This is a genomic window from Clostridium phoceensis, from assembly GCF_001244495.1.
In the GTDB taxonomy this organism is placed as follows: Bacteria; Bacillota; Clostridia; order Oscillospirales; family Oscillospiraceae; genus Lawsonibacter; species Lawsonibacter asaccharolyticus.
The window spans coordinates 2,694,781-2,709,970 of sequence record NZ_LN866274.1 but is presented as its reverse complement, the minus strand read 5'-3'; the positions used below and the strand labels follow the sequence as shown (position 1 = coordinate 2,709,970).

17 protein-coding genes are annotated in these 15,190 nt (G+C 61.7%); all 17 read left to right on the top strand.

The window, feature by feature from the left end:
• Positions 1–22: 22 nt before the first annotated feature.
• Entirely contained in the window at positions 23–643 is a 621-nt protein-coding gene (locus BN1969_RS13980; protein WP_050624870.1) for a sigma-70 family RNA polymerase sigma factor, read from the top strand.
• Positions 644–700: 57 nt separating this feature from the next.
• Positions 701–982: a zinc-ribbon domain containing protein gene (locus BN1969_RS13975; RefSeq protein ID WP_008980609.1), complete on the top strand. Its 282-nt coding sequence runs from the start codon at positions 701–703 to the stop codon at positions 980–982.
• Positions 983–1,216: 234 nt separating this feature from the next.
• Entirely contained in the window at positions 1,217–1,420 is a 204-nt protein-coding gene (locus BN1969_RS13970; protein ID WP_050624869.1) for a DUF1858 domain-containing protein, read from the top strand.
• Positions 1,421–1,492: 72 nt separating this feature from the next.
• Positions 1,493–2,089 carry a flavodoxin family protein gene (locus tag BN1969_RS13965; protein WP_050624868.1) on the top strand — a complete coding sequence of 199 codons (597 nt, stop codon included), beginning with the start codon at positions 1,493–1,495 and terminating at the stop codon, positions 2,087–2,089.
• 2 nt (positions 2,090–2,091) lie between these two features.
• The gene (locus tag BN1969_RS13960; protein ID WP_050624867.1) at positions 2,092–2,808 is read left to right on the top strand and encodes a class I SAM-dependent methyltransferase; all 717 of its coding nucleotides are present in this window, start codon (positions 2,092–2,094) and stop codon (positions 2,806–2,808) included.
• Positions 2,793–3,593 (top strand): Nif3-like dinuclear metal center hexameric protein, encoded by an 801-nt coding sequence (locus BN1969_RS13955; protein ID WP_050624866.1) that lies wholly within the window; start codon positions 2,793–2,795, stop codon positions 3,591–3,593. The genes BN1969_RS13960 and BN1969_RS13955 overlap by 16 nt, the downstream gene beginning before the upstream one ends.
• 150 nt (positions 3,594–3,743) lie before the next feature.
• On the top strand, positions 3,744–4,085 hold the full coding sequence (rplS, locus tag BN1969_RS13950) for a 50S ribosomal protein L19 (protein ID WP_050624865.1): 342 nt from the start codon (positions 3,744–3,746) through the stop codon (positions 4,083–4,085).
• Between the two features lie 103 nt (positions 4,086–4,188).
• Entirely contained in the window at positions 4,189–5,073 is an 885-nt protein-coding gene (ylqF, locus tag BN1969_RS13945; protein ID WP_050624864.1) for a ribosome biogenesis GTPase YlqF, read from the top strand.
• A gap of 26 nt (positions 5,074–5,099) precedes the next feature.
• Positions 5,100–5,705 carry a ribonuclease HII gene (locus tag BN1969_RS13940; RefSeq protein ID WP_050625490.1) on the top strand — a complete coding sequence of 202 codons (606 nt, stop codon included), beginning with the start codon at positions 5,100–5,102 and terminating at the stop codon, positions 5,703–5,705.
• Positions 5,702–6,070: a YraN family protein gene (locus BN1969_RS13935; protein ID WP_050624863.1), complete on the top strand. Its 369-nt coding sequence runs from the start codon at positions 5,702–5,704 to the stop codon at positions 6,068–6,070. Before BN1969_RS13940 ends, BN1969_RS13935 begins: the two co-directional genes overlap by 4 nt.
• Positions 6,071–6,272: 202 nt before the next feature.
• On the top strand, positions 6,273–7,757 hold the full coding sequence (gene thrC, locus BN1969_RS13930) for a threonine synthase (RefSeq protein WP_050624862.1): 1,485 nt from the start codon (positions 6,273–6,275) through the stop codon (positions 7,755–7,757).
• A gap of 3 nt (positions 7,758–7,760) precedes the next feature.
• Positions 7,761–8,447 carry a metallophosphoesterase gene (locus BN1969_RS13925; protein WP_050624861.1) on the top strand — a complete coding sequence of 229 codons (687 nt, stop codon included), beginning with the start codon at positions 7,761–7,763 and terminating at the stop codon, positions 8,445–8,447.
• 121 nt (positions 8,448–8,568) lie between these two features.
• Positions 8,569–9,999 (top strand): trigger factor, encoded by a 1,431-nt coding sequence (gene tig, locus BN1969_RS13920; RefSeq protein WP_050624860.1) that lies wholly within the window; start codon positions 8,569–8,571, stop codon positions 9,997–9,999.
• A gap of 88 nt (positions 10,000–10,087) precedes the next feature.
• Positions 10,088–10,669: an ATP-dependent Clp endopeptidase proteolytic subunit ClpP gene (gene clpP / locus BN1969_RS13915; RefSeq protein ID WP_050624859.1), complete on the top strand. Its 582-nt coding sequence runs from the start codon at positions 10,088–10,090 to the stop codon at positions 10,667–10,669.
• A 75-nt stretch (positions 10,670–10,744) separates the two neighbouring features.
• The gene (gene clpX / locus BN1969_RS13910) at positions 10,745–12,061 is read left to right on the top strand and encodes an ATP-dependent Clp protease ATP-binding subunit ClpX (protein WP_050624858.1); all 1,317 of its coding nucleotides are present in this window, start codon (positions 10,745–10,747) and stop codon (positions 12,059–12,061) included.
• Positions 12,062–12,160: 99 nt separating this feature from the next.
• Entirely contained in the window at positions 12,161–14,575 is a 2,415-nt protein-coding gene (lon, locus tag BN1969_RS13905; RefSeq protein ID WP_082203606.1) for an endopeptidase La, read from the top strand.
• A gap of 14 nt (positions 14,576–14,589) precedes the next feature.
• Entirely contained in the window at positions 14,590–15,177 is a 588-nt protein-coding gene (yihA, locus tag BN1969_RS13900) for a ribosome biogenesis GTP-binding protein YihA/YsxC (RefSeq protein ID WP_050624857.1), read from the top strand.
• The last annotated feature ends 13 nt before the right edge of the window (positions 15,178–15,190 follow it).

Below are 15,190 nucleotides of genomic sequence, written 5' to 3'. Positions count from 1 at the left end.
TTATGTATAGGAGCCATAGTATATGGATTTGGTGCAGTCCCAAACACAGTCTTACTCGGATGAATCGCTCTGCCGTCTGGCCGCCTCCGGCGACCCGCTGGCAGAGACCGAGCTGGTCGGCCGCTATACACGTCTGGTGCGAGTGTGTGCCCGCCCGCTTTTTCTGGCAGGCGGCGACAGCGAGGATCTGATCCAGGAGGGGATGCTAGGACTGCTGGCCGCCATCCGCGGCTTCCAGAGCGGCAAGGAGACCTCCTTCCGCACCTATGCGGAGATTTGTGTCCGCAGCAGGCTCTATGCCGCCGTCCGGGCGGCGCAGCGGGATAAACACTTTCCCCTGAACCATAGCGTCTCATTCGAAACCCCTCTTTTTGACGGAACCAGCGCACACCTGTTCTCCAGCGAAGAGAGCCCGGAAGATGTTGTCATCGGCAGGGAAGAACTGAGAGAGCGCCTAGACGCTCTGAAGGGACAATTATCCGGTTTCGAGGCAGAAATCCTATCCTACTATCTGGGCGGTCTCTCCTGCGCCGAGATCGCCAGCCAGGTCGGGCGCTCCACTAAGTCAGTGGACAACGCCGTTCAGCGGATCAGGCGAAAGGTGGCGCAGCAACTTTCTTCCGGCGATCTCAGCAAGAGCTGATCGCAAATATTACACCACCCATGAAAAATGGGGAACGAGTCAAAGAGAGGGAAAACCATGTACGAAGACAAGATCCTGGTATGCAAAGAGTGCGGCAATGAGTTCACCTTTACCGCCGGTGAGCAGGAGTTCTACGCGGAGCGCGGCTTCCAGAACGAGCCCCAGCGCTGCAAGGCCTGCCGTGACGCCCGCAAGAACGCGGCCCGTGGCCCCCGTGAGTACTTCACTGCCACCTGCGCTGCCTGCGGCGGCGAGGCTCGGGTCCCCTTTGAGCCCAAGTCCGACCGTCCTGTTTACTGCAGCGAGTGCTTCGCCAAGATGCGCGAGCAGCAGGGCTGATTTCATCCAGGAAAAAAGGGCGCCCACCGGGCGCCCTTTTTCTCTTTTCCACCCTTTCTCAGATGTTGAGGAGCGGGAAGGAGGTCCCGGGGCTGAGAAGATAGGGGGGCCGTCCTCTTTCTCAGGGAAAGAGACCACATCTGGAGAAAGCAGAAAACATAAAATTCTCCATTGCAAAAATCCTGTCGATAGGATATACTATTCTTATTCCAAAGAAAACGGAGGAATTCTGCTATGACCATCACCAAGGACACCATCATCGGTGATATCCTCAACATTGCGCCTCAGACCGCCCCCCTCTTCATGGGGATCGGCATGCACTGCCTGGGCTGCCCTGCCTCCCGCGGGGAGACCGTGGAGCAGGCCTGCATGGTCCACGGGGTGGACGTGGATGATCTGCTCCAGCAGGTCAACGCCATGATCGCCGCCGAAAACTGAGCTGCTGAAAAAGCGGGGCGGAGCAATCCGCCCCGCTTTTTTATTCATTAAACAACAGGGGAGGAAACAGCGTTGAAATATACGGTTTTGATGGGGAGCCCCCGGAAGAACGGCAATACCGCCGCTCTGCTGCGGGCATTTATGGAGGAGAACCGGGACATGGGGATCGAGCAGGATATGATCTGGCTCTATGACCGGACCATTTTGCCCTGCCTGTCCTGCAAGCAGTGCCAGAGCACGCCCTGGGGGACCTTTGGCTGCCCCCAGGAGGACGACATGCAGGCCATCTTTGATTCCGTCCAGACCAGTGAAGTACTTATCCTTGCAAGCCCTATCTATTCCTGGTACTGCACTCCGCCTATGAAGGCGGTGATGGACCGGCTGATCTATGCACCCAACAAGTATTATGGGCCGGAGGGCCGTCAGCCCGCCCTTTGGAAGCTGAAGCAGGTGGCTGCTATCGCCAGCTGCGGCTATCACCCCGACCGGGGCGCGGACCTGTGGGACGAGGGGCTGAAGCGCTGGTGCAAGCACGGGGAGATGGACTATCTCGGCATGCTGTGCCGCCGGGACTTCGGGCCCCAGGAGCCCTTTATGAATGAAGAGCGGGATGAGGCAGCCCGGGACTTTGCCCACGCCCTTTACCTGACGGTCAGCCTGTCCCTGTGACTATGGAGAAGCGGGCGGAGCTGAGCCCCCGGCTCCAGGGGGTGGCGGAGATGATCCCGGAGGGGGCCCGGCTGGCTGATGTGGGGACGGATCACGCCTATCTCCCGGCATGGCTGCTCCAGAACGGACGCATCCCCAGCGCCATCGCCTCAGATGTGCGGGAGGGGCCCCTCTCCAGGGCCCGGGCCACCGCCCGGGCCTGCGGCTGCTTTGAGCGGATGTCCTTCCGCCTGTGCGACGGCCTCGCTGGGATCGCTCCGGAGGAGGTGGACACTCTGGTCATCGCCGGGATGGGTGGGGAGACTATCACTAATATCTTGGAAGCGGCGCCATGGGTAAAGGAAAAAGACTTTCCAATTATTCTCCAGCCCATGAGCACCCAGGCGGAGCTGCGGGGTTGGCTGTGGCGCAATGGATTTCTATGCCTACGGGAGAAAACGGTTTTGGAAGGGGAAACCCTTTACAGTATAATTTTGGCGAGACAGGGAGGCGCGGTCCCCATGACGCCCGCCGAGGAGTGGGCGGGGCGCCAGTACCCGGGGATGGAGGACCCGCTCCGGGGCCTGCTGCTGGACCACTTGCTGGGGCGGGTGAGGCGCGCCCTGGATGGGATGGCCCGCTCCCGGGCGCCGGCGGAGGCGCGCCGCAGGGAGCTGGAGCAGGTCCTGGAGGGCCTGATGGAGATGCGGAAGGAGTGGGATGCATGGCAGCAACGATAATAGACGTCTACCGGGCTCTGGACCAGTGGGCCCCCTTCGACACCCAGATGGACTTTGACAATGCGGGCTTCCTGGTGGGCCGGGGAGAGCGGGAGGTCCGGAGGGGCCTGGTGTCTCTGGACATCACGGAGGCGGTGGCGGCGGAGGCCGGCCGCTGGGGGGCGGAGCTGATCGTCTCCCACCACCCGGTGATCTTTCATCCGGTAAAGGCCCTTACCGACCAGACCAGCACCGGGCGGACCCTGCTCCTGCTGGCGGAACAGGGTATCGGGGCGGTGTGCGCCCACACCAATCTGGACGCCGCCCAGGGGGGCGTCAATGACTGTCTGGCCCGGGCCCTGGAGCTGGACGGTGTGGAACTGCTCTGCCGGGACGGGACTGACGGACAGGGGCGGCCCTACGGCATCGGCCGGGTTGGGACGGCCCCTCAGGCCGGCTGTTCCGCCGCTGAATTTGCCGCCTTTATCAAGGAAAAGCTCTCCGCCTGCAGCATCCGTTTCGTGGAGACGGGCCGGCCGGTGCGCCGGGTGGCGGTGGGGGGCGGCGCCTGCGCCTCCATGCTCTCCGACGCCCTGGCGGCGGGGTGTGACACTTTCGTCACTGCCGACGTGAAGTACGACCAATACCTGGAAGCAAAGGCCCTGGGCATCAATCTGATGGACGCGGGCCATTTTGCCACAGAGGATGTAGTGTGCCCAGCGCTGGTGCAGTTCCTCTCCCGGCACTTCCCGAAGGTGGAGGTCCGGCGGACGGAGAGCCACCGGGAGGCTTATGATTCGGTGTGAGAAAGGCGAAAAACAGGGAAATTCTACTTGCATTTTGAAAAATACTGTGGTATAATCCTTTGGTCTGATAACGGGCGGTCCTCTGCGGCGCCCCAGCGACAGCGGGGCAGACGGCCGGCAAGAACGCCTATATAAACAGGAGGAATCATTATGGATCTCATGCAGGCTTTTACTCAGAAGCACCTGAAGGCTGAGCCCCCCGTCGTAGAGGTGGGCGACACCGTGCGGGTGCACATCAAGGTCAAGGAAGGCAACCGCGAGCGTATCCAGGTCTTTGAGGGCACCGTCATCGCCAAGAAGCACGGCGGTCTGGAGGAGACCTTCACCGTCCGCCGCGTGTCCTACGGCGTCGGTGTGGAGAAGGTGTTCCCCGTCCACGCTCCCTCCATTGAGAAGATCGAGACCGTCCGCCACGGTAAGGTCCGCCGCGCCAAGCTGTACTACCTGCGCGACCGCGTGGGCAAGTCCGCCAAGATCAAGGAAGCCCTGTAATCCAACATAAAAAGGGAGCGGTACTGGTACCGCTCCCTTTTTATACCATGGCGGCGGGGAGAGCGGAGCACGCCCTCCGCCGTAGGGAAGGAGAAGACGAGAGTTGAATATTCAGTGGTATCCGGGACATATGACCAAGACCCGACGGCAGATCGAGGCGGACCTGAAGCATGTGGACATCGTGGCGGAGATCATCGACGCCCGCATCCCCATCTCCAGCCGGAACCCGGACATCGATGCCATCTGCGCCGATAAGCCCCGGCTGATCGTGCTGAACCGGGCAGATCAGGCCGACCCGGCCCAGAACCGGGCCTGGGGCGAGTATTTCCGGAAAAAAGGATATGCGGTGCTGGAGACTGATGCCAAGACCGGCCGGGGTGTAAACCAGTTCTCCTCTGTGACCCAGGAAGTGCTGAAGGAGCAGATCTCAAAATGGAGGGAGAAGGGCCAGGTAGGCCGTCCGGTGCGGGCCATGGTGGTGGGAGTCCCCAACGTGGGAAAGTCCACCTTTATCAATAAGGTGGCCCGGAAGAAGTCGGCTAAGGCGGGGGACCGCCCCGGCGTTACCCGGGGCAAGCAGTGGGTCAACGTGGACAGTGCCCTGGATCTGCTGGACACACCGGGCATCCTATGGCCGAAATTTGAGGACCCGCACACTGGCATGGTACTTGCCTTTACAGGCGCTGTCAAAGACGAAATCATGGATGTGGAGACCCTGGGCTGTCATCTGATGGCCTATCTTGGGGAGCACTATCCCCAGGTCCTGACCCAGAGTTACAAGCTGCCGGAAGTTCCTGCCCGCCAGGAGGAGGAAAACGACATCGCCTACGGCTACCGGCTGCTGGAGGCCGGCGCGGCAAAGCGGGGGATGCGCATCTCCGGCGGCGAGTTGGACACGGAGCGGATGGCTCGGGTCCTGCTGGATGAATACAGGGCCGGGAAGCTGGGACGCTTTACACTAGAGACACCAGAAGGAACGTCTATATGAGCAGCCTGGAGAAAAGGAAGGAAGGCATGGGACCGGGAGAGTATGAACAGAAAGCAGTGGAGGCCGGCTTTGTCCGGGTCTGCGGCTGTGACGAGGCGGGGGCCGGACCTCTGGCCGGACCGGTGTACGCCGCGGCGGTGATCCTGGCCCAGGGCGCGGACATCCCCGGCCTGAATGACTCCAAGAAGCTGACAGAAAAAAAACGGGAGGCGCTCTTTCCACTCATCCAACAGAGTGCGCTGGCCTGGTCGGTAGCCCGGGTGGAGGCTGAGGAGATCGACCGGACCGATATCCTCAGCGCGCGGATCAGGGCCATGCAGCTGGCCATAGAAGGGCTCTCCCTCCGCCCGGATTTTGCCCTGATCGACGGAAACCGGGACCACGGGCGCTCTGCCGCCATTACCGTTCCCCACTGGTGCGTGGTGAAAGGGGACAGCATCTCGCCCTCCATCGCCGCCGCCTCCATTCTGGCCAAGGTGAGCCGGGACCGCTTCATGCTGGAGATGGCGGAGCGCTATCCACAATACGGGTTCGAGCGGCACAAGGGGTACGGGACCCGACTGCACTATGAGATGCTGCGCCGGTACGGCCCCAGTCCCATCCACCGCCGCACCTTTTTAAAAGACCTGTGAGCGGGGGAGAGAGCAGGCTGCTGGGCCGGTGGGGAGAGGCTCTGGCGGCGGAGGAGCTGCGCCGGCGCGGGTGCCGCCTGGTGGAGGCCGGCTGGCGCTGCCGGTTTGGCGAGGTGGACCTGATCGCGGAGGAGGGGCCTTTCCTCTGCTTTGTGGAGGTCAAGCTGCGGAAGGACGGACGGGTGGCCCAGGCGCGGGAGTTCGTGGACCGGAGGAAGCAGGAGAAGCTGCGGACCACGGCCCAGCTCTATCTGGCGGAGCATCCCACGCAGCTCCAGCCCAGGTTCGACGTGGTGGAGATCTACGCGCCCCAGGGGCTGGCGACCCGGGCCCCGGAGATCTATGTCATCCCTGACGCTTTTTGACGTCCCCCTGCCCCGATCCGGAAAATGGGCGGGGCCCGGGGGGAGAAAATCGGGGAGAAGGGGAGACTGCCCCTCTTTTTTGCGACAAACGCTTGACCGGAGAGAAAAGAACTGGCATAATAAAGCATTAGATTGAATAGCGGGGCGAGGCGGCCCTGTGGTCTTGATGATCGAGATTTGACTGGATAAAGGACTGAGAGAAATGCAGTACATCAGCACACGAGATAAGAACACCACATATCTGGCATCTCAGGCCATCGCCCAAGGGCTGGCCCCGGACGGCGGCCTGATGACCCCGGCGTATCTGCCCAAGCTGCCGGGCAAGTCCCTGTCTGACCTGAAGGAGATGTCCTATCAGCAGCGGGCGGTCTATATCATGAAGCTGTTTCTGGACGAGTTCTCCGTCAAGGAGCTGACGGAGTTCGCTGCGGCGGCCTACGGGCCGGAAAAATTCGACACTCCCGCCGTGGCCCCGGTCCGCGCCCTGGATGACGGAACCTTCTGCTTGGAGCTGTGGCACGGCCCCACCTGTGCTTTCAAGGACATGGCCCTTCAGATGCTGCCCCATCTGCTCACAGCCTCTCTGGTGAAGACGGAGGAGGAGAAGACGGTGTGCATCCTGGTGGCTACCTCCGGGGACACTGGGAAGGGGGCGCTGGAGGGCTTCCGGGATGTGGACCGCACCCGCATCCTGGTCTTCTACCCCAAGGACGGTGTCTCCGCCATCCAGGAGCTTCAGATGGTCACCCAGGAGGGGAAGAATGTGGGCGTCTGCTCGGTCTTCGGCAACTTTGACGATGCCCAGACCGGAGTCAAGAAGCTCTTTTCCGACGAGGCGCTCCGCCAGGAGCTGGCCCGCCGGGGGTACTTCCTCTCCTCCGCCAACTCCATCAACTGGGGCCGGGTGCTGCCCCAGATCGTTTATTATATCTCCGCCTACTGCGACCTGCTGCGGGACGAGAAGATCCAGCCAGACCAGGCGGTGAACGTCTGCGTCCCCACAGGAAACTTCGGCAACATCCTGGCCGCCTACTACGCCAGGGAGATGGGGGTCCCAATCGACAGGCTGATCTGCGCCTCCAACAGCAACAATGTGCTCACTGACTTCATCCGCACCGGCCGCTATGACCGCAACCGCGCCTTCCACAACACCATCTCTCCCTCCATGGACATCCTGATCTCCAGCAACCTGGAGCGGCTCCTGCTGGCGCTGACCCAGGATGACGAGCAGGTGAAGGACTACATGGCCCAGCTGTCCGCCACCGGGACCTATCAGGTCAGCGACCGGGTGAGGGAGAAGCTGCAGAAGCGGTTCGCTGGCTATTTCTGCGACGACGCGGAGACCAAGGCCGTGATCGGCCGCATCTATCAGAAGTACGACTACCTCATCGACCCCCACACCGCCGTGGCCTTCGACGCCCTGGAGCAGTACCGGAGCGAGACGGGGGACCAGACCCCCTGCATCGTGGTCTCCACCGCCAGTCCCTTCAAGTTCTGCGACAGCGTCCTCAGCGCCCTGGGCGAGGAGGAGAAGCAGAACGGGCTGGAGCTGCTGGACGAGCTGAGCGAAAAGACCGGGATGCCCGCCCCCAAGCCGCTGGCATCCCTCCGGGACAAGGAGATCCGCTTCACACAGACCGTGGAAAAGGACCACATGGTGGACGCGGTGCTGGGGATGCTGGAGTAAGCGATGGCCCTGTACGCCATTGGAGATACCCACCTGTCCCTCAGCTCCGACAAGCCCATGGATGTCTTCGGCGGCGGATGGACGGGATATGTGGAGAAGCTGCGGGAGGGACTGTCCGTGCTGGAGCCCGGGGACACCGTGGTGCTCTGCGGGGATCTGTCCTGGGGCATGAGCCTGGAGGAGGCGAGGCGGGACTTTGCTTTCCTCAGTTCCTTCCCAGGGCGGAAGCTGCTTTTGAAGGGGAACCATGACTACTGGTGGACCACCGCAGCCAAAATGGACCGCTTTTTCCAGGAAAATGGGTTTTCTTCCTTTCAACTGCTCCACAACAACAGCCATCTCTATGGAGACATCGCCCTGTGCGGCACCCGGGGCTGGTTCTACGAGGAGGAACGAGGCGGGCACAGTGCCAAGATCTTCAACCGGGAGCTGATCCGGCTGGAGGTATCACTGAAGGCGGCGGGGGAGCGGGAGAAATACTGCTTCCTGCACTATCCGCCCCTGTATCAGGGGTACCGGTGCCAGGAGATCCTGGATCTGCTCCATCGGTACGGCGTGACCCGCTGCTTTTACGGGCACCTCCACGGGGGGAGCCACCGCCTGGCAGCGGTGGGAGAGCAGGACGGCATCCAGTTCCGGCTGGTCTCCGCGGATTATCTGCGGTTTCAACCAGAAAAAATCTGCGATTGAGCGGAAAAATCAAAAATATCTCTGGTCAAACAGAGCCACATCTGTTAGAATATCCAGGCGAAAGTAAAAAGGCGGGCTGTTCCCAACAGGGGACCAGGCGCCTACAGGAGGAAAAGGAAACATGAAGGTCACCAACGTGGAAAAGAAAGAAAAGAGCACCGTGGAGCTGACCATCCAGGTGGAAGCTCAGGAGTTTGAAGACGCCGTTCAGAAGGCTTATCTGAAGAACCGCGCCCATATCAGCGTGCCCGGCTTCCGGAAGGGCAAGGCCCCCCGCAAGATCATTGAGGGGATGTACGGCTCCGGCGTGTTTTATGAGGATGCCATCAATATCGTCTACCCCGGCGCCTATGAGGAAGCTGTGAAGGAGCAGGGCCTGGACGATGTGGGTTACCCCCAGACAGAGGTAGTGGAGGTCGGCAAGGAGGGCTTTACTTTCAAGGCCCTGGTCTCCGTCCGTCCCGAGGTGAAGCTGGGCCAGTACAAGGGCCTCACCGCCCCCAAGGCTGAGCCGGCCGTCACTGATGAAGACATTGAGAACGAGCTCAAGCCCTACATCACCCGCGCCACCCGCCTGGTCAGCGTGGACCGGGAAGCCCAGAACGGGGACACCGCCGTCATCGACTTTGAGGGCTTTGACAACGGCGTGGCCTTCGAAGGCGGTAAGGGAGAAAATTACAGCCTGGAGCTGGGCTCTGGTTCCTTTGTCCCCGGCTTCGAGGAGCAGATCGTGGGATTGAAAGCCGGCGACGAGAAGGAGCTGAACATCACCTTCCCCGAGGACTATGTGCCTGACCTGGCCGGAAAGGCCGTGATCTTCAAGGTAAAGGTCAAGGAGGTCAAGGAGCACCAGGCCCCCGTGGTGGACGACGAGTTCGCCAAGGACGTGTCCGAGTTCGAGACGCTGGAAGAATTCAAGAAGAGCCTGGGCGACAAGCTGCTGGACAGCAAAACCAAGTCCGCCCAGCAGGAGTATGAGAACGCTGTTATCGAGCAGCTGGTGGGCAATATGGAGGCTGACATCCCCGATGCCATGGTGGAGGTCCAGCTGGACAAGCTGATGGAGGACTTCTCCATGCGCCTGTCCAACCAGGGCATGAAGATGGAGGACTACCTGGCGATGATGGGCGCCACCCCCGAGTCCATGCGCGCCTCTGCCCGCCCCACCGCTCAGCGTCAGGTGGAGGTGGACCTGGCTCTCACCGCTGTGGCCGACGCCGAGAGCATCACCATCTCCGACGAGGAGCTGGAGGAAGAGCTGAAGAAGATCGCCGGGGAGTACAAGCTGGAGCTGGATGAGGTGAAGAGAGCCATCCCCGTGGAGGATATGAAGCGGGATCTGCGCCTGAGAAAGGCCTCTGAGCTGGTGATGGCCGAGGCCAAGGTGGGGGAGGCCCCCAAGAAGGAAGAGGCCGAGGAGAAGCCCAAGAAGACTACCCGCAAGAAGAAGGCTGAGAGCGCCGAGGGCGAGGAGGCCGCCGCCGAGGAGAAGCCCAAGAAGACCACCCGCAAGAAGAAGGCCGAGGAGGCTGAGGAGCCCAAGGCGGAGTAATTTCCAAGGTTTTTGTGTCCGGAGGTATGCGCTCCGGGCGGGCGGGCATACTATTGGTATCACTGCCCAAGTCAAAGGAGATCATTCTATGAGTTTAGTTCCTTATGTAGTCGAGCAGACCAACCGGGGGGAGCGTTCCTACGACATCTTCTCCCGACTGCTCAATGACCGGATCATCATGCTCTCCGAGGAGGTCAACGACACCACCGCCTCTCTGGTGGTGGCCCAGCTGCTGTATCTGGAGGCCCAGGACCCGGACAAGGAGATCCAGTTCTACATCAACAGCCCCGGCGGATCGGTGACAGCCGGTATGGCCATCTATGACACCATGCAGTATATCAAGTGCGACGTGTCCACCATCTGCATCGGACTGGCCGCCTCCATGGGGGCGTTCCTGCTGTCCTCCGGGACCAAGGGCAAGCGGCTGGCCCTGCCCAACGCCGAGATCATGATCCACCAGCCTTCTGCTGGGACCCAGGGGCAGATCACCGACATGGCGATCCACCTGAAGCGGCTGGAAGTGGTCAAGAAGCGGATGAACCGCATCCTGTCGGAGAACACCGGCAAGGCCATCGAGGTGGTCACCGCCGACTGTGAGCGGGACAACTTCATGACCGCCCAGGAGGCCGTGGAGTACGGCCTGATCGACAAGGTCATCGAACACCGTTAAAGGAAACAGGGGAGTGGGAACAGGCTTCTGTTCCCACTCCGATTCCTATCTGAACGCACAACAATGAGGTGCATTATGGCAAGAAACGACGAAAAAAAGTCCATCCGCTGCTCCTTCTGCGGCAAGCATCAGGACCAGGTCCGGCGGCTGATCGCCGGCCCGGGCGCCTATATCTGCAACGAGTGTGTCCAGCTGTGCATGGGCATCCTCAGCGACGATGTGGACCTGCCAGAGGAGGGCTACGCTGGAGAGATCCCTGACGAGATCCCTACGCCCCGGGAGATCCATCAGGTCCTGGACCAGTATATCATCGGCCAGGATCAGGCCAAGGTGGCCCTGTCAGTGGCGGTGTACAACCACTACAAGCGCATCTATTTTGGAGGCGCGGAGGATGTGGAGCTCCAGAAGAGCAACATCCTGCTCATGGGCCCCACCGGCTGCGGCAAGACCCTGTTTGCCCAAACCCTGGCCCGAATCCTGAAGGTGCCCTTCGCCATTGCCGACGCCACCACTCTGACCGAGGCGGGCTATGTGGGCGACGACGTGGAGAACATCCTGCTTCGTCTGGTGCAGGCCGCCGACTACGACGTGGAGCTGGCGGAGCGGGGCATCATCTATATCGACGAGATGGATAAGATCGCCCGGAAGAGCGAGAACACCTCCATTACCCGGGACGTTTCCGGTGAGGGCGTGCAGCAGGCCCTGCTGAAGATCCTGGAGGGCACGGTGGCCAATGTTCCGCCCCAGGGCGGACGGAAGCACCCCCACCAGGAGTTCATCCAGGTGGACACCAAGAACATCCTGTTCATCTGCGGCGGCGCCTTCGACGGCATCGACAAGATCATCGAGAACCGCCTGGATAAGCGCAGCATGGGCTTCGGCGCCCAGCTTCAGAGCAAGAAGGAGCGCAATGTGGGCGAATTCCTGAAGGAGATCCAGCCCCAGGACCTGCTGAAATTCGGCATCATCCCGGAGCTGGTGGGCCGCCTGCCCGTCATCACTACCCTCCAGTCACTGGACCGGGAGCAGATGATTCAGATCCTCACTGAGCCCAAAAACGCCTTGGTGAAGCAGTATCAGAAGTTGCTGGACTATGACGAGGTGGTGCTGGAGTTCAGCCGGGAGGCCCTGGAGGCGGTGGCCGACCGGGCGGTGGCCCGTGGCATCGGAGCCCGGGGCCTGCGGGCTGTGCTGGAGGAGGTCATGACCAAGATCATGTACAGCGTCCCCTCTGACCCCACCATCGTCAAGGTGACAATCACGGCTTCCTGCGTGACGGACGGGGCCGACCCGGAGATCGTCCGGGACCCGGAGCGCCGCCAGCGCCCCCGTCTAGGCAAGGCGTCCCTGCGGGCCGAGCGCGGCGGTGCGGTGGGCACCAACGCCGGCTGAATCCCATTTGAATGACCATTGCTGCAATGTCCCGCGGAAGCCTATCCTGTGCGGGCCTCCCGGGACTTGCTTTTTATTCCCAGAGAGGAAGTGACGAACATGGACCATGATCCTGTTGCCAGAATCCAGACTCTCCCGGCCATCGCGCTGCGGGGGCTGACTGTGTTTCCCAATGTACTGATCCACTTCGACGTGGGCCGCGCGGCCTCCATCAAGGCGATGGAGGCCGCCATGGCTGCCGGAGAGCCGGTGTTCCTGGTGGGCCAGAAGGACATGACGGTGGAGCGCCCCGAACGGGATGACCTGTACACAGTGGGCACCCTGTCCAACGTGCGACAGATCCTCCGCATGCCCGGGGACAACGTGCGTGTGATGGTGGAGGGCATCTCCCGGGCCCGCCTGAGGGACGTGACCCAGAGGGAGCCCTATTTGATGGCGGAGATAGAAGCCATCCCGGAGGAGAAGGCGGGCAGGGCCTCGGCCAAGACCGAGGCCCTGATGCGCAGCACCTATGAGATGTTCCAAAATTACACGGAGCTCGCCCCCAAGATCTCCCCGGACCTGCTCATCAATGTGCTGGCCAGCGACGACCCAGGCTATATCGCGGACTATATCGCCCAGAACATCGCCATGCGCAACAGTGACAAGCAGGCCATCCTGGAGGAGCTCCGGCCGGTGCGCCGCCTGGAGCGTATGTACCGCCTGCTGTGCCGGGAGGTGGAGGTGCTCTCCCTTGACATGGAGATCCAGAGCCGGGCCCGGGAGCAGATGTCGGAGAACCAGCGGGACTACTATCTCCGGGAGCAGATGAAGGCCATCCAGGCCGAGCTGGGTGAGAGCGAGAACGGGGACAGCGAGACGGCGGACTATCGGAAAAAGATTGCTGAGGCCCAGCTGCCGGAGCCGGTGCGGGAGAAGCTGGAGAAGGAACTCAACCGCCTGTCCAAGCAGCCCTTCGGCTCCTCAGAGGCCACCGTGATCCGCAACTATCTGGATGTATGCCTGGAGCTGCCCTGGGGCAAAAAGACCCGGGAACGGGTCAGCGTGGAGGCTGCCCGCAAGGTGCTGGACAAGGACCACTATGGGCTGGAGAAGGTGAAGGAGCGCATCCTGGAGTTCCTGGCTGTCAAGCAGCTGGCCCCTGAGCTGAAGGGGCAGGTGATCTGCCTGGTGGGCCCGCCCGGTGTGGGAAAGACCTCCATTGCCATGTCCATGGCCCGGGCCATGAATCGTAAGCTGGCCCGCATCTCTCTGGGCGGCATCAGCGACGAGGCGGAGATCCGGGGCCACCGCAAGACCTATGTGGGGGCCATGCCGGGCCGTATCATCAACGCCATCAGCCAGTCTGGGAGCAGCAACCCCCTGCTCCTGCTGGACGAGATCGACAAGCTGGGCTATGACCACCGGGGTGACCCGGCCTCGGCCCTGCTGGAGGTGCTGGACGGAGAGCAGAACGCCTCCTTCCGGGACCACTTCCTGGAGGTGCCCTTCGACCTGTCCGATGTGCTGTTCGTGACCACTGCCAATACCACGGAGACCATCCCACGGCCCCTGCTGGACCGGATGGAGGTCATCGAGCTGAACAGCTATACCGACGAGGAGAAACTTCAGATCGCTAAGCGCCACCTACTGCCCAAGGAGCTCAAGCGCCACGGGCTGGCCCGGACCCAGCTGAAGGTGTCTGATGGCGCCATCCGGGAGATGGTGGCCTCTTACACCCGGGAGTCGGGGGTGCGGGTGCTGGAGCGCAAGATGGCCACCCTGTGCCGGAAGGCCGCCATGAAGCTGGTGGAGGGAGCATGCAAGTCTGTTTCCATTACAGAGCGGGACCTGGAGGAATATTTGGGAGCGCCCCGCTTCCACCCGGAGCGGGAGGCACTCGCCCAGCGGGTGGGCGTAGTTAATGGCCTGGCCTGGACCTCTGTGGGCGGTGAGCTGCTGGAGGTGGAGGTCAACGTGGTCCCCGGCAGCGGCAAGGTGGAGCTCACCGGCAACCTGGGCGACGTGATGAAGGAGTCGGCCCACGCAGCCCTCAGCTTTATCCGCAGCCGGGCCTCTCAGCTGGGCATTGACGGAGATTTCTACAAGAACAGGGACATCCATGTCCACTTCCCCGAAGGGGCGGTCCCAAAGGACGGCCCTTCCGCGGGCATCGCCATCACCACGGCCATGGTGTCCGCTTTGACAGATACACCGGTAAAGCCGGGACTGGCCATGACCGGCGAAGTAACGCTGAGAGGCCGGGTGCTGGCCATCGGCGGACTGCGGGAAAAAACTATGGCGGCCCTGCGCAACGGCATCAAGACCGTGATCGTTCCGGCGGAGAATGAGAAGGACCTGGAGGAGATCGACCAGACGGTCCGCGCCGCCCTCCATTTTATCCTTGTGGAGCAGGTGGACCAGGTGCTGGCTGCAGCGCTGTCTCTGTCCGGCACCGCCTGTGAGCGGGACACCGAGCAGGGGGGACCCTTCCCTGCAGGAAAGGGCAGGACGTCCATCGGCCTGAAGCAGTAAGAGGGGGAGAGACCATGGCCATCAACTTCCAACAGGCGGAGTTCATCCGCTCCGCCACCGCCCCCAAGGATTTTCCCAGAGACGGGCTCCCCCAGGTGGCTTTTGCCGGACGCTCCAATGTGGGGAAGTCCTCGGTTATTAACCGGCTGCTGGGGCGCAAAAACTTTGCCCGGGTGGGGGCGGCCCCGGGCAAGACCGTCCATATCAACTACTTTCTGATCGATAAGACCTTTTATCTGGTGGATCTGCCCGGCTATGGCTACGCCAAGGTCTCCAAGGCAGAGCGGGACCGGTGGGGCCGCCTGATGGAGGACTACTTCGCGGACCGGGAGCTGATGACCTTCGGCGCCATGATCGTGGACGCCCGTCACAAGCCCACCGCCGATGACTGCACCATGGCCCAGTGGTACCGGGACGCCGGCTGCCCTTTTGTGGTTGTGGCCAACAAGCTGGATAAGCTGAAAAAAAGAGAGATCGAGTCCAATCTTCTGACAATTCGAGAGACGCTGGAGTTGGATGAGTCTGTAAAGTTAATTCCCTTTTCTGCTGAGAAGGGCGAAGGAAAACAGGAGCTTCTGGATTTGATCCTATCGAAATTGTGAGGAAGCACGGCCC